The organism is Pantoea septica (genome assembly GCF_002095575.1).
Taxonomy (GTDB): domain Bacteria; phylum Pseudomonadota; class Gammaproteobacteria; order Enterobacterales; family Enterobacteriaceae; genus Pantoea; species Pantoea septica.
In genome coordinates this window covers 46,474-60,107 of record NZ_MLJJ01000021.1, presented here as the reverse complement: position 1 = coordinate 60,107, position 13,634 = coordinate 46,474, and the positions used below count along the sequence as shown (strand labels likewise).

14 protein-coding genes and 1 pseudogene are annotated in these 13,634 nt (G+C 55.9%); 7 read left to right on the top strand and 8 right to left on the bottom strand.

The genetic code is table 11. The features are described from left to right. Positions 1-15: 15 nt before the first annotated feature. Both HA46_RS13000 and HA46_RS12995 read right to left on the bottom strand, forming a co-directional pair. A complete protein-coding gene (locus tag HA46_RS13000; protein WP_033790253.1) occupies positions 16-297 on the bottom strand; it encodes a hypothetical protein in 282 nt (93 codons plus the stop codon). Between the two features lie 157 nt (positions 298-454). Then, on the bottom strand, positions 455-1,402 hold the full coding sequence (locus HA46_RS12995; protein WP_084884711.1) for a zinc-dependent alcohol dehydrogenase family protein: 948 nt from the start codon (positions 1,400-1,402) through the stop codon (positions 455-457). A gap of 262 nt (positions 1,403-1,664) precedes the next feature. Here HA46_RS12995 and HA46_RS12990 point away from each other — a divergent pair, with 262 nt between their 5' ends. The 3 genes from HA46_RS12990 (at position 1,665) to HA46_RS12980 (ending at position 4,293) form a co-directional block, all read left to right on the top strand. Next, positions 1,665-2,438, top strand: a complete 774-nt coding sequence (locus HA46_RS12990) for a COG4705 family protein (RefSeq protein ID WP_084884709.1) — start codon at positions 1,665-1,667, stop codon at positions 2,436-2,438. Between the two features lie 171 nt (positions 2,439-2,609). Further along, positions 2,610-2,801: a hypothetical protein gene (locus tag HA46_RS12985; protein WP_033790197.1), complete on the top strand. Its 192-nt coding sequence runs from the start codon at positions 2,610-2,612 to the stop codon at positions 2,799-2,801. Between the two features lie 283 nt (positions 2,802-3,084). Continuing rightward, entirely contained in the window at positions 3,085-4,293 is a 1,209-nt protein-coding gene (locus HA46_RS12980) for an MFS transporter (RefSeq protein ID WP_208857415.1), read from the top strand. A 545-nt stretch (positions 4,294-4,838) separates the two neighbouring features. Here HA46_RS12980 and HA46_RS12975 read toward each other — a convergent pair. Next, positions 4,839-5,021, bottom strand: a complete 183-nt coding sequence (locus HA46_RS12975; protein WP_071997398.1) for a con-10 family general stress protein — start codon at positions 5,019-5,021, stop codon at positions 4,839-4,841. A gap of 754 nt (positions 5,022-5,775) precedes the next feature. On the opposite strand from HA46_RS12975, the gene HA46_RS21210 reads away from it, so the two are divergent. Continuing rightward, the gene (locus HA46_RS21210; protein WP_208857414.1) at positions 5,776-6,117 is read left to right on the top strand and encodes a hypothetical protein; all 342 of its coding nucleotides are present in this window, start codon (positions 5,776-5,778) and stop codon (positions 6,115-6,117) included. Positions 6,118-6,836: 719 nt separating this feature from the next. On the opposite strand, the gene HA46_RS12960 is transcribed toward HA46_RS21210, so the two are convergent. Beyond that, complete coding sequence (locus tag HA46_RS12960; RefSeq protein WP_071997399.1) at positions 6,837-7,016, bottom strand: con-10 family general stress protein; 180 nt, start codon at positions 7,014-7,016, stop codon at positions 6,837-6,839. 461 nt (positions 7,017-7,477) lie between these two features. Here HA46_RS12960 and HA46_RS21560 point away from each other — a divergent pair. Next, positions 7,478-7,558 (top strand): annotated as a pseudogene (locus HA46_RS21560) (site-specific integrase); the annotation flags it as partial. A 73-nt stretch (positions 7,559-7,631) separates the two neighbouring features. Beyond that, complete coding sequence (gene ttcA, locus HA46_RS12955) at positions 7,632-8,561, top strand: tRNA 2-thiocytidine(32) synthetase TtcA (RefSeq protein ID WP_084884702.1); 930 nt, start codon at positions 7,632-7,634, stop codon at positions 8,559-8,561. A 48-nt stretch (positions 8,562-8,609) separates the two neighbouring features. On the opposite strand, the gene HA46_RS21155 is transcribed toward ttcA, so the two are convergent. From HA46_RS21155 to HA46_RS12945, 3 genes are all read right to left on the bottom strand, one after another. Beyond that, entirely contained in the window at positions 8,610-8,756 is a 147-nt protein-coding gene (locus HA46_RS21155) for a hypothetical protein (RefSeq protein ID WP_167626706.1), read from the bottom strand. A gap of 307 nt (positions 8,757-9,063) precedes the next feature. Next, positions 9,064-10,047, bottom strand: coding sequence for a zinc transporter ZntB (zntB, locus tag HA46_RS12950; protein WP_033790202.1), 984 nt, complete (start codon positions 10,045-10,047; stop codon positions 9,064-9,066). Between the two features lie 119 nt (positions 10,048-10,166). Further along, a complete protein-coding gene (locus tag HA46_RS12945) occupies positions 10,167-11,786 on the bottom strand; it encodes a peptide ABC transporter substrate-binding protein (protein ID WP_084884700.1) in 1,620 nt (539 codons plus the stop codon). 156 nt (positions 11,787-11,942) lie between these two features. Here HA46_RS12945 and mpaA point away from each other — a divergent pair, with 156 nt between their 5' ends. Continuing rightward, the gene (mpaA, locus tag HA46_RS12940) at positions 11,943-12,650 is read left to right on the top strand and encodes a murein tripeptide amidase MpaA (RefSeq protein ID WP_033790206.1); all 708 of its coding nucleotides are present in this window, start codon (positions 11,943-11,945) and stop codon (positions 12,648-12,650) included. Here mpaA and ycjG read toward each other — a convergent pair. Beyond that, positions 12,625-13,608, bottom strand: coding sequence for an L-Ala-D/L-Glu epimerase (gene ycjG, locus HA46_RS12935; RefSeq protein WP_033790208.1), 984 nt, complete (start codon positions 13,606-13,608; stop codon positions 12,625-12,627). The genes mpaA and ycjG overlap by 26 nt on opposite strands. Between the last annotated feature and the right edge of the window lie 26 nt (positions 13,609-13,634).

Below are 13,634 nucleotides of genomic sequence, written 5' to 3'. Positions count from 1 at the left end.
AGGGCGCTATGCCGGTCAGCTTTTACTCAGCGTGTAATTGAACACGCGGCCATTTTTGGTTTGCACGGTGAGCGTTTTGCCTGCCGTCGTGTCGAGCGTTCTCGCTTCGCTGTAGTTCCACATCAGCAGCTGCTGCCCGTTGGGATAAGGCGTTTCCGTATCCGGCGGGCCGAACATCGCGATAAGCTCGGCGCGGGTGGTCGCTCCCGCGCGTATTTTCTGAATGCTCGCCGTATCAAAATTTCGCCCCGTGGAGCTGGAGCAGGCTGTCAGCGTCAGCATTAAAACGGCGGCCATGAAAGCTTTCACTTTTTTTTCCTGCTGTTAAAGGAAACAGTATTGTAGCGGAACGCGCTGGCCTCGGGTTGCTTTATGTTCAAAGACGCTGTCTGGCCCCTGGCGTGCAGGTTGCGTTATGGCTGACGCAGAGCGCAACCTGCGGGAGAAATCCCGTTTAAGGGGCCAGCTTAATAAGCGGTTTAGCCGATCTTCCGGCTTTGCGGTAAGCCCCTATGGCGGCTTTCCACTCCTCCAGAGCGAATATCTGCACGTCGCGAGTATGACTTTCAGCGAGCAGCGGCCACAGCTCTCTGAACATCTGCTGCCAGCCCTCTGTGCCCGCCGCCGCAAGATAATGCCGCACATGAAACCAGTGGATCTTCGGCAGGTGATGTTGAGCGCGGAACGCCTCGCCGGAGAGAAGACCATAGCTGACGAACAGCGCGGTCAGCGGCATCAGCTCAAGGAGCGTTTCTGCCAGCCTGCCGCCGGTGGCATCGTAAACGACACCGGCGCGTGCAGCATAATAGCTGATGGCTTCGCTCTCCTGCTCCTGAACCGGCGTAATGCCGCACTGTTCAAGCTTCAGCGCATGCACTGGCGAGCGATGTATGCCCGTCACGGAGCGCGCGCCGGCGCGGAGCGCCCACTGGCCCAGCAGCATGGCGCACTCGCTCCCGGCGCCCGTGAGCAGGATATCTTTACCTGCCGGCGAAAAGTGCTTAAGCATCAGCGTCGCGGCAACAGGGTTGATATACCCTCGCGCAGCCAGCCTGTCGTCAATATTATCGGGGACGGGAATGGCAAGCGCGGCGGGAATATCGACCTGACTCTGCCAGGTGCCTTCGCCGCGCAGAGCAAGCACCCGTTGACCCGTTAAGTGACGGTATGGCGCCGGCGCGTCTGTGACAACGCCCATACCCTCGTAGCCGGCAACCTGCGGTAGCGCGATACGGTGCTGATAGGCGCCCGTAATCGGGATGAGGTCAGAAGCGTTAACCGGTGAGTAGCGCATCGTTACCCTGATCGCGTCGGCAGCAAGCTCGCCTTTCTCTCCCGTCTCCAGATGCAATACCTCTTCCGGCTGGCCGAAACGTCGGTAAGCCAGGGCCCGGTTTGCCATCTTTCCCCCTTGTCGTTCAGAACGTCCATTTGCACACACAGGAGAGGCATAGTGATGCTGAGCGACTACGTTATCAACCCCTGGACGCATCGAGGCTCGTGGAAAGTGCAGCCGTTAAGGGTTCGCTGCCCGCCCTTAAAACAATTTCTGCATGCCTCATCATTTCGCTCAAACATTCATAGCGCTTAATCTTCGCTTAAGAATAATCCTATAGACTGGGTGCTGTATTAGCCCAATTCGGGCTTTTCCGGAGCCTACCCTCATGCAAAATAAGATCGCAGATTCTCAATCCCTCAGCAAAGTACCTGCCGTTACTCTGGCGTTCTGGTTAACTAAAATCGCTGCAACCACGCTGGGTGAAACCGGCGGCGATGCGGTGACCATGTCGATGAATCTGGGCTACCTTACCGGTACGCTGATTTTCGCCATTATCTTTTTAGTTGCTGTCGTGGTGCAGATTAAACGCCACAGCTTTAATAAGTGGATCTACTGGTTTACCGTGGTTGCCACCACCACCGTCGGCACCACGCTGGCGGACTTTGCCGATCGCTCGCTGGGGATAGGCTATCTGGGCGGCACGCTGCTGCTGAGCACCCTGCTGGTTCTCTCGCTGTTTATCTGGCGCATTACCTGCGGCACTATCGCCGTGCATTCCGTCAACAACGGCGTGTCCGAGTGTTTTTACTGGGTCACCATTATGTTCTCGCAAACCCTGGGCACGGCGTTAGGCGACTGGACCGCTGACAGCGAAGGACTGGGGTACGACGGCGGGATCCTGCTGTTTGTCGGCGCGCTGGCCATTATCTGGGCTGCCAGCCGCTTTACCTCGCTTTCACGCACCGCGCTGTTTTGGGCGGCCTTTATCCTGACCCGACCGCTGGGCGCTGTGGTGGGCGATTTCCTGGATAAGCCTGTCGCATCGGGCGGTCTTGCGCTGAGCCGCTATAGCGCCTCGCTGACGCTGGCGCTGATTATCGTCGCGTTTCTCTGGCTGTTGCCGCAGCGTGCGGCGATGAAGACCGTGACGGCGAATTAACAGAGCAGCATCAAGGGCAGCCTGACTGTGGGCGCTTATCACGATGAAACTATTTTGAAGCCGCCAGCGATGGCGGCTTTAGTATTATCTGGCGGGATGAAAACGTCGCGCGGCTCAAGAGTGACGCTTTCCTGCCGATATTCTGCCCTGAACATTTAAGGAGCATACTCAATGGAAAAGCCTAATCCTCTCGCGTCACTGTCACTGGTAATTTGGTTACTGACGTTCATTCCATGCTATCGGATGGCGCAAAAAGCGGGCTTCGGCTGGAAGATGGCGCTTATTCTCTCGATGCCTGGCCTGCACTTCATCATGCTTTACGTCTTCGCTTATATTAAGTGGCCTAACGCGCCCTATCGCTGATGATTTATCTACACTAACCTACAGCCTTAAAATCCCTGCCTGACTTCTTTGCGGCCCGATAACGCTGGCAACGAGGTCAGGCGCGTATGCTTGAATATGCCCCAGGAGAGATTGGAACCAACGTTATCCGTCCGGACGCGACTCTTACACCTGTGGTGCAGCAGGCTATTATTGATCCTCCGGAACACGGGGATAACGCCACAGCGTGCATCACCTGGAGTACCAACAGCATTTGAGCCATAAGCGGTGGGAATCAGCCCGTAACGGATGAAGTGGAGGTTGAGTGAAGATCAATAGCCCTGAGAATATAGACGCGTCAGAAAAGCCAGCTTTAAACCGCATGCTCATCCGGCTGTTTGCCATCACTGGCGGGGTGGCGGTCGGTAATCTCTACACGGCACAGCCGCTGCTGAATGATATCGCCCTGTCGTTCGGCGCTCCGCCAGACTCAGCAAGTATGCTCATCACCTTCACCCAGCTGGGTTATGCAACCGGCATTCTGCTGCTGGTGCCGCTGGGTGACATCCGGAATCGCCGCAGGCTTATTCCTGCCATCCTCTTTCTCTCAGCGCTTTCTCTTTGCCTGACAGCGGTCGCCCCCTCCATGCCGTTACTGATGGCGGCAATGGCGCTGACAGGGCTGACAACCGTCGCTGGCCAACTTTTGACGCCGTTTGCCGGCGATCTGGCGAGCCCGTCCCAGTTAGGGAAAGTGTTGGGCACTATCATTTCAGGAATGCTTATCGGCATTCTCTTGTCCAGAACCGTCAGCGGAGTGATTGCCGATTTTCTCGGCTGGCGTGCGGTCTATTTTATCGCAGCGGGCGGCGCTTTGATTCTGGCTTTCCTGATGCTGCGTATGCTTCCGGCCGATGTTCCTCGCCAGCATCTCAGCTACAGAGAATTAATGCGCTCGCTGCTGTCGACGATCGCAGAAAGCGCAGCGGTGCGTATTACCCTGCTTATCGCTGCCTGCGGCTTTCTTGTTTTCACCCTGTTCTGGACCAGCCTGACGTTCCTGTTAAGTTCGGCGCCCTACTCTTATACAGTCAGCCAGATCGGCCTGACGGGGCTGGCAGGACTGGCCGGCGCGCTGATGGCCAGACGGGCAGGCATTCTGCATGACCGGGGTCACTCGGTGATGGCCACAGGCCTGGCGCTGTTACTGGCGCTGGTGGCTATCGGCGTGGCCGCCTGGGGCCGCAACAGTCTCTATTTGATCATCCTGGCGATTATCCTGATCGATATCGCGGTACAGACGTTAAACGTTTTGCATCAGACACGCATCATTTCAATCAATCCGGCGATGCGCAGTCGCCTGAGCACCATCTTTGTCGTCTCTAACTTTATCGGCGCGGCGGTTGGCTCGGCGCTGGCGGGCATACTGTGGCACGCTGGAGGCTGGAGCGCGGTCATGACCGGCGCGGCGGGGTTTCTGGCGCTGGCGCTGGCGATCTGGTTCATGAATCGAGATGCCCTTAAGCTCAAATAACGGCTATCAGGTCTGGTCCCGGTAATAACAAAAAAAAGCCCGTTCCTGACGGGCTAAATGCGAGTTACTGCAAACGGGTTTCAATCACAGACAATTTCCATCACGCCTTCTTTCCACAGAAGAACTCAACCTGAATTTATCTTGCCGCCAGCTTAATGGCGACCAAAAAGCGATCGAATCATACGGAAATATAAATGCTCCTCCTCCGGGCTTTCACAGTGTTCCAGTCTTGCCAGCAATTTACAGCAGACAGATTTTCGGCTTATCACTTTACCTGAATCTATCAGCTCATAAACAACAGTACCCATAATGAAAGCACGAGCTTCATCCTCATCGCTGATATAATGATTTCTGAAACGGATTGCCGGTTTTCTGTTGCCACTATTATGCATGATCACCCCGGCTTAATAAGCAGCTGCCATTTAAAACTGGTTAGCACCCGGACAAAAATAAGAATGCTCGCTAATCTCATGGCACCAACAGAGTAAATGCAGGGAAGAGTAAATACAGAATGTAACCCAGCCGATGATATCAATCAGAAAAATTTACTCAGCACTATTCCTTGACGTTCTCTTGCTTAATTTTCCGCCGATCCGCCCAGCTTCGACAGCACGCTCTCTGTCATATTTGAAATTACCGCGGCTAATTTGACCGCCTTTACGACCCGCATCACGGGCTCGCTCAGGGTTTTCTGCAAAATTACCTGCACCACCACGTCGCTTTTCCATATCATCACCTCAGGTTTAAAAATTTATTTACTCAGGATGAGTGAAATATGGTTTTGATACGTAAAAAATTCAACCAAAAAAAAATACAGTGCCTAAGCCGGTTAGCCGCTACGCTAATAACAGGACTTTCTTTTTCTTTTAATATAAACAACTCATGCAACACAATATTTTCTGTCTTTTTGTACAACTTAATTTTAGTTGTACAATTTTGCAAAATGTGACGAAACGTGATCTTGATCACGATTAAAATCGTTATAAAAAAGAGTTTATCGCACACTTTTTTTCCAGATCGTTACTGAAATTTAACCCAATCAATTGATTTTAATATAAAAATATTAAGAAACATTTTTCATGTATATTTTGTAGCCATGAAACCTGAAAGATAAACATACATTCATTTGCGCATTTATAACCAGATGTACCATTTATTATTATGATACTGGATGTATGGCTGTAATTTAACAGGGAGAAATGCCGATTTCACTCCAGTTACGATGGCTCTGACTTCCTGTCGGATCAGCCACAGAAATACGAATCAGACCCTTTGATACAAGCTGGATAAGGGTTTATATTCTGTTCATTTCAAACGGCGTTAAGCTGCTCGCAAAAAGAGTGAGCTAATACAGGGATGGCCTGATTAACAGGAGGCATCAAATTACTGGCATGTCAGAACAGGCTATTAACCTGCAAAACGGGCGAACTCAAACAGACTGGCAGCGTTATGTTCAGAAATCTAAACTCACAGGATACCTGTATGAACCCTCTGGATCCGCAAATGTTTCTGTTACTCTATTTTGTCTTACCCGTATGGCTTATCGCCGGGTTTGCTGACTGGATTTGTCACAGAGCAACAGATATTGAAACGACAACAGGCTTAAAGGAAACTTATATTCATATCCTTATGTTTCTGGAAATGAGTATTCCGTTGCTTTCGGCACTTTTCCTGGATGTTAATGCGCTGGTTATATTAAGTATGATTGTCTTTTTTTCTGCCATGAGGCTACAGCTCTGTGGGATGTCAGTTATGCGGTTACAGCCAGGAAAGTCTCTCCTGTCGAGCAACACATACACAGCTTCCTTGAAATGGTTCCGCTAATGGCTCTGTTGCTGGTCATTTCAAGGCACTGGGGGCAGTTTCAGGCATTGTTTGGATTGGGTAACGAGCCCGCAAGGTATGAGCTAACGCTAAGATCGGATCCGCTACCAACGGGCTATATTGTGTTTGTTTTTATATCGATTTTTTTTCTGGAGATGCTCCCCTACTTCGAAGAATACAGACGGGGCAAAAAAGCCCAGGAGAAAAAAACGTGAATATGCTGCTATCTGCGCTGGAAAACTTTCTTTCGGCAGATTGAACGGTTTCAGGTTCAGGTGACGAGCCAGCGTTTTGGGGCAAGTATTAAAAGTGCGCTATCTTTTTGCTGAGGGCTGCTGGTATGAGGAATGTACCGGCAAAGAGAGCCATTTCCCTGCTGCCCGAAACGGCTGGAAAAGCGGACAGATCGGCTGAGTTTTCTTAAGCAGCTTAACCCATAGCGCCACATCGCTTTGCCCTGAAAATAATTCTGACGCTCATATTAGGCGGTCGGCCATGAACTTAAATAACCCGAGGCAGAGGAATAGCCCTATTCATTTTCCGTTAACAGCCTGTAGAATAACGGCTCGCTTGCTAAAGCTATTAATATTTTTAGCCGCAATGCTATCCAGCACGAATATAACCCCTGGCAATCTATGGAGTAAGTTCAAATCAAAGAAAAATCAAAGCCCCGGCACGAATGCCGGGGCCTGCGGTTTAATCAGTTCTTATCTTTCTGATTAATCAGACTTACGCCCGCCGCCGTGGCTGTTTTGGCCACCTTTTTTACCCGCTTCGGAAGCTTTCTCACGGTCATTAGCGAAATTACCCCCGCTGTTCTGCCCGCCTTTTTTGCCTGCTTCTGATGCTTTTTCAGGATTTTCTGCAAAGTTACCTGAACCACCACGATGTTCGGCCATATTATCCTCCTGGATATATAGTGCTATTAAAAATGGCAACCAGCATAAATCAGTTATGCCAGCCGTTTTCGTGTTACGATTTTTATTCTAGAAGAGACGCCGCCATTTTCAAGCGAGACCAGACACCCTGGTGAATAAATTTAAATAAGCGAGTCGGATAAGGGGGAATATTAAGCCAGACGCCAAGCCGGTAAATTTAAATGGAAAACAGTCTTTTATAGCGCGCGCGAAAAAAATCCGTCTGCAGGCCAGATTAATAAAATTTTACGCTTGTTAAAAATTTATCAAAAAAAGCCAGGCTGATATCCCGCTATATGCCTTCGCCTTTCCTTCAATGTCACGCAGGCGGTGCTTCCTGTAGTCTCGCTCCTGCAGTTGGCTCAATCGCGGCGTCTGGAGATCGACCTCTGCCCCTTCTACTCGCTTTCCAGTATCTGTCCACGCTGGCACGCATCGATTCACGCTGGGACGCCGCGATAAAACGTGCTGGCATTCGCCGCCGTAATCCGTACCATACGCGGCATACTTTTGCCTGCTGGCTATGCTGAATAGCAGGATGGCGCGCCGAAGCGCTGCGCGTTATCTGCCCTCTTTTGATTGCTGAGATATAACTTAATGCAAGAAAATCAAACGGTTGACAAGAAAGAACAGTACAACCTTAACAAACTCCAGAAGCGCCTGCGTCGCAACGTCGGCGCCGCTATCGCCGATTACAACATGATTGAAGAGGGCGACCGCATTATGGTCTGCCTGTCAGGCGGCAAAGACAGCTATACGCTGCTGGAAATCCTGCGCAATCTGCAGCAGAGCGCGCCGGTTAACTTCTCGCTGGTGGCGGTCAACCTCGACCAGAAACAGCCGGGCTTTCCGGGGCATATCCTGCCGGAATATCTGGAGACGCTGGGCGTCGAGTACAAGATTGTCGAGGAAGACACCTACTCCATCGTTAAAGAGAAGATCCCGGAAGGCAAAACGACCTGCTCGCTCTGTTCGCGCCTGCGCCGCGGCATTCTCTATCGTACCGCCACCGAGCTGGGCTGCACGAAAATCGCGCTGGGCCACCATCGCGACGACATTATGCAGACGCTGTTTTTGAACATGTTCTATGGCGGCAAAATGAAAGGCATGCCGCCGAAGCTGATGAGCGACGACGGCAGGCATATCGTGATCCGTCCGCTGGCCTACTGCCGCGAAAAAGATATCGTACGCTTCTCTGAGGCGCGCAAGTTCCCGATCATTCCCTGCAACCTTTGCGGTTCGCAGCCGAACCTGCAGCGTCAGGTGATCGGCGATATGCTGCGCGACTGGGATAAGCGCTATCCGGGACGGCTCGAGACGATGTTCAGCGCGATGCAAAACGTTGTGCCATCGCACCTGGCGGATACCGCGCTGTTCGATTTCAAAGGCATCCAGCACGGCGATGCGGTCGTGGACGGCGGCGATCTCGCCTTTGACCGCGAAACGCTGCCCGTGCAGCCTGTCGGCTGGCAGGAAGAGGACGATGCCGTGCCGGCGGTGCGCCTCGACGTGCTGCAGCTGCCCTAATCCGCAGCTGATGCAAAAAGGGCGCGCTGTGCAAGCGCGCCCTTTTTTTTACCTGTGCGGCAGCGGATCGAGGATCGGCGGATAACCCGGTTCTGGCGGCGGATCCGGTTGCGGATTCGGCGGCGGTTGCGGTATTGGATCGGGGATCGGGACGGGATCGGTCGGAATCGGATCGCTGGCGAAAATAGATGTCATACCCTGCTCCTCTCTGGTCGTTGTCCTTCAAGCATAGGTATAACTCAGCCGCAGGGGCAAAAAAAAAGCCGGCGGATAAGGCCGGCGTATCGAATTAATATGTGCTATGCAGTAATTCTAAAAAAAGGAAGTAAGACAATATGGAGCGCAACGCCCATCGCTTGACGTTGCATTCACCTGCGGAACTGAGTTTGCCGCTATTGTCCTGGAGGGGTATTGACCTCGATCAGCTTTTTTCCCTTTTTTCCGTGTTGCCGCGCATTATTGTCCTGATGTGAACCTTAGGAACACGTTGATTACATTATTGTCACAGCCAGCGCCGCCGTTTCAGCCACCAGGCGACGCCGATAATCATGATCAGCAGCAGCAGGCAGAACATGCTGAAGCCAAGATGCCAGTTGGCGCCCGGAATGCCGCCGAGGTTAACGCCAAACAGCCCGGTCAGAAAAGTGGTCGGCAGAAAGATCATCGCCAGCAGCGACATGGTATAGGTGCGGCGGTTCATCGCCTCCGCCATCTGCGAGGCGACCTCATCGGCCAGCACCGCGGTACGCGCCACGCCGGCGTCGAGATCGTCCAGCCCGCGCCCTAGCCTGTCAGAGACCTCCTGCATACGGCGGCGGTCGCTGTCATCCATCCAGGGCAGTTTCTCGCTGGCGAGACGCGAATAGACGTCGCGCTGCGGCGTCATATAGCGCCGCATCACGATCAGCTGCTTGCGCAACAGCGACAGCTCGCCGCGCGCCGGCACGCGCTGGTCCAGCAACGCATCCTCCAGCACGATAATTTTGTCATGCAGTTCTTCGATAAATTCGCTGGCGTGATCGGTCAGCGCGTCGCAGATGTCCACCAGCCAGCTGCCGCCATCTTCCGGACCGTTACCGTTCTGCAGATCGGTCAGCACCGCGTCCACCGCATACACCTTGCGACGGCGCGTCGAAACGATCAGCTTGTCGTTGATAAAAACCCGCATCGCCACCAGCTGTTCCGGCCGGGAGTCGGCGTTGTGGTTGACGCTGCGCAGCACGATCATAAAGCCGTCGCCAAGGCGGCTGACGCGCGGCCGCATGCTGTCTCCCGCCAGCGCGTCGCGCACCGTGTCGGGGATAAGCGGCGTAGACTGCAGCCAGTCGGCACTCTGTCGATGGGTATAGTTAAGATGCAGCCAGCAGGGACGCTCGCAGTGGATGACGTCCTTATCTTCGATGGGGATCAGGCCGCCCTTGCCATCAAGCTGGCAGGCGATTATGGCGTCCGATACCTGCAGCGCTTTGCCTTCAATGACGTTCACTCACTTGCCTCGCTACCAAAATCAATACGATACAGTCTAGCGCGACGCGGTTGAGTTGCAATCCTCAGGCTGTGAGCAAAGGTGTCTGGGGGCGGCCTGCCAGGCAGGCCGCGCAGGGCTTAATGTTTTTCGATCCACAGCTCGCGGCTGTAGGCGACATCTTCGGGGTTGTTGATGGGGTAGCCTTTCACCCACGGCTTGATCAGGCGGCCGTTGGTGTACTGATAGATCGGCGCGATCGGCGCCTGGTCCGCCAGAATCTGCTCCGCCTTGTTGTAGTCGCTGTTGCGCGCCTCGGCCTGGGTTTCGCCCCTCGCTCTGGCGAGCACCGCATCGTAGTCGGCGTTGCTGAAGCGCGCGATATTGCTGCTGTTGCCGCTGGTCAGCAGGCTGAGGAAGGTAGAGGGTTCATTGTAGTCGCCGACCCAGGAGGCGCGGATCACGTCGAAATTGCCGCTGTTGCGACTGTCGATATAGGTCTTCCACTCCTGATTCTGCAGCGTGACCTGAACGCCGAGGTTCTTCTTCCACATCGACGCGACGGCGATAGCGATTTTCTGATGGCTTTCCGAGGTGTTGTAGAGCAGCGTCAGGTGCAGCGGCCGCCCAGGGCCGTAACCCGCGGAGGCCAGCAGCGCCTTCGCCTGAGCGTTAAGCTCCCGCTGGCTGTGCTGCTCGATATAGGACTGCGCCGGTTTAAAGCCTGCGGTCACGTCGGGCGTAAAGCGCCAGGCAGGTTTCTCGCCGGTACCCAGCACTTTTTCCGCGATAATGCGGCGGTCAATGCTCCACGACAGCGCCTTGCGCACGCGCGCATCCGCCGTGGCGCCCTTTTGGGTGTTGAAGGCGTAGTAGTAGGTGCCGAGCTGGTCAGGCGTATACACCTCGCCCGGCAGCGTTTTTTTCAGCTGCGCGTAAAGGTTTTTCGGGAACGATTCGGTGATATCGATATCGCCCGCGCGGTAGCGCCTGGTGGCGCTGGACTCTTCGTTGATGGGAATAAAGGTCACTTTGGTCAGCACCGAATGCGCGTCGTCCCAGTAGGCTGGATTGCGCGTCAGCACAATTTTCTCATTCACCACGCGCGATTCCAGCTGATAGGCGCCGTTGCCCACCAGCTTGCCCGGCGCGGTCCAGACGTCGCCCGCGCTGGCGATAACGCGCTGCGGCACCGGGAAAAGCGCCACGTTGGCCGCCAGCGCCGGAAACCAGGGCACCGGACGGTCGAGCGTCACTTTGAGGTGCTGCGCGTCGACGGCGCTGACGCCGAGCCGATCCGCCGGCATCTCACCTTTGGTTATCGCGCCCGCGTTGCTGATGCCCGCCAGCCCGGCGAACAAGGCAAAAGGCGAACTGTTTTTCGGCTCAACCAGACGCTGCCAGCTGTAGACGAAATCCTGCGCCGTCACCGGCTCGCCGTTGGACCATTTCGCATTGCCGCGCAGCGTAAAGATCCAGGTTTTATTGTCGCTGCTGCTCCAGCTTTCAGCCACGCCCGGCACGATGTTGCCCTGCGCATCCTGGTTGGTCAGTCCTTCGAAGAGATCGCGGATCACCTGAATTTCCGGCAGGCCGACCGCTTTCATCGGATCGAGCGAGGCGGGCTCGTCTTTGATATGGCGGACAATCTCCTGCTGGGCGGCCAGCTGCGCGCCAGCCGGCGGCTGCGCCGCCAGCGTCGGCGTCGCGATGGCGGCGAGGATCAGCGCCGTCAGCGTCTTGCGAAATGTGCTTTTCATCTTCACTCCCTTACCCTAATGAAGCGCTGCGCAACGCACTGCAGGGCGCAGCATGACCCGGGCACTGTAGCGTAAATGCCTGAAGGATAAATAGCGATTTTCCACGCGCGGCTTTTCCGCTACTTTGTCTGAAGAGGGCAATAAAGGAGAAAGCCGATGACGGTGTTACACCCGCGTCCACGACGCGGCAAACTTGAGATTCCGTATCAGCGCTACGGCGACAGCGTGCTGGGCGCGCCCCTGCTCTGGTTTCCCGCGCCGGCTGCCGATAGCGACAGCGGGCTGATACTGGCAGGCACTCATGGAGATGAAAACGCCGCCGTCGCTACCCTGTCCGCCGCGATGCGCACGCTGCCGGACCGGCTGCGCCGTCATCACGTGGTGCTAGCGGTCAATCCGGATGGCTGTCAGCTGGGCCTGCGCGCCAACGCGCACGGCGTCGATCTCAACCGCAACTTTCCGGCGGCCAACTGGCAGAGCGGCGAGACGGTCTATCGCTGGAACAGCGCCGCCGAGGCGCGCGACGTGCTGCTCTCGACCGGGGAGCGGCCCGGCTCCGAGCCGGAAACCCAGGCGCTGTGCGAGCTGATCCACGGGCTGAAGCCGCGCTGGGTGGTCTCCTGGCATGAGCCGCTCGCCTGCATCGACGATCCGCGCGGCAGCGAACTCGGCCACTGGCTGGCGCAGCAGACCGCGCTGCCGCTGGTGAGCAGCGTCGGTTACGACACGCCCGGCTCGTTCGGAAGCTGGTGCAACGACCTCGGCCTGCCCTGCATCACCGCCGAGATGCCGGCGATTTCAGTGGATGAAGCGACGGAGCGCTATCTGGCGCCGATGATCAGCCTGCTTCGCTGGCAGCGATAACCACTTTACCCGCGCTGACCTGAATGGCGGGCTCGACATCCACCGCCAGCCAGGTCGGCCCATCGAGATCGGCGAAGCGCGCCGTCGGCGCCAGCGGCAGCGCGGCATGAATCGCGCGCGAGGTGCAGATCATGCAGCCGAGCATCACCTCCAGCCCGAGCCTCTTCGCCTCTGCGGCCAGCGCCAGCGCTTCGGTCAGCCCGCCCGCTTTATCCAGCTTGATATTGACCATCTCATAGCGTCCCCGCAGCGCGGGCAGACTGTCGCGGGTATGGCAGCTTTCGTCAGCGCAGATCGGCAGCGGATGGATAAAGTTCGCCAGCGCCGCATCCTGTCCGGCGGGCAGCGGCTGCTCCAGCATCGCCACCTCCAGATCCGCCAGCAGCTGGCAACGCGCAGCCAGCCCTTCGGCCTGCCAGGACTCATTGGCGTCGACAATCAGCGTCGCCTGCGGCACCGCCGTGCGGATCGCCACCAGCCGCTCGGTGATAAAGGAGTCGTCCAGCTTGATTTTCAGCAGCCTCGCGCCGTGCTGCCAGAGCGCCCGGGCGCTGCTCGCCATCGCTTCGGGGGTATCAATGCTGACGGTCTGCGCCGTCACCACCTCTGCGGGCGCCGCAACGCCGTTCAGCGCCCAGAGATCCTGGCGCTGCTGGCGGCTCTGCAGATCCCACAGCGCGCTGTCGATAGCGTTGCGCGCCGCGCCGGCCGGCATCGCCCGCTGGAGAGCGTCGCGCGTCATGCCCTGCTGCAGTGCCGGCAGAATCTCCGCGATCTGCGCCAGCACCGAGGCTTCCGTTTCGCCATAGCGCGCATAGGGGGTCGCCTCGCCTGTGCCTTTGACGCCGTTCTCTTCAATCTCCACCACCACCACTTTCGCTTCGGTGCGGCTACCGCGGGCGATGACGAAAGGGGTATGCAGCGGCCAGGACTCGGGATAGCTTTTTACCGTTCTCATACTCTCTCCATGTCATTCGATAACTG

Bases quoted from the DNA above. Each gene is read 5' to 3' on its own strand.
- HA46_RS13000 (WP_033790253.1), bottom strand. From the start codon at position 297: ATGGCCGCCGTTTTAATGCTGACGCTGACAGCCTGCTCCAGCTCCACG.
- HA46_RS12995 (WP_084884711.1), bottom strand. From the start codon at position 1,402: ATGGCAAACCGGGCCCTGGCTTACCGACGTTTCGGCCAGCCGGAAGAG.
- HA46_RS12990 (WP_084884709.1), top strand. From the start codon at position 1,665: ATGCAAAATAAGATCGCAGATTCTCAATCCCTCAGCAAAGTACCTGCC.
- HA46_RS12985 (WP_033790197.1), top strand. From the start codon at position 2,610: ATGGAAAAGCCTAATCCTCTCGCGTCACTGTCACTGGTAATTTGGTTA.
- HA46_RS12975 (WP_071997398.1), bottom strand. From the start codon at position 5,021: ATGGAAAAGCGACGTGGTGGTGCAGGTAATTTTGCAGAAAACCCTGAG.
- HA46_RS21210 (WP_208857414.1), top strand. From the start codon at position 5,776: ATGAACCCTCTGGATCCGCAAATGTTTCTGTTACTCTATTTTGTCTTA.
- HA46_RS12960 (WP_071997399.1), bottom strand. From the start codon at position 7,016: ATGGCCGAACATCGTGGTGGTTCAGGTAACTTTGCAGAAAATCCTGAA.
- ttcA (WP_084884702.1), top strand. From the start codon at position 7,632: ATGCAAGAAAATCAAACGGTTGACAAGAAAGAACAGTACAACCTTAAC.
- HA46_RS21155 (WP_167626706.1), bottom strand. From the start codon at position 8,756: ATGACATCTATTTTCGCCAGCGATCCGATTCCGACCGATCCCGTCCCG.
- HA46_RS12945 (WP_084884700.1), bottom strand. From the start codon at position 11,786: ATGAAAAGCACATTTCGCAAGACGCTGACGGCGCTGATCCTCGCCGCC.
- mpaA (WP_033790206.1), top strand. From the start codon at position 11,943: ATGACGGTGTTACACCCGCGTCCACGACGCGGCAAACTTGAGATTCCG.
- ycjG (WP_033790208.1), bottom strand. From the start codon at position 13,608: ATGAGAACGGTAAAAAGCTATCCCGAGTCCTGGCCGCTGCATACCCCT.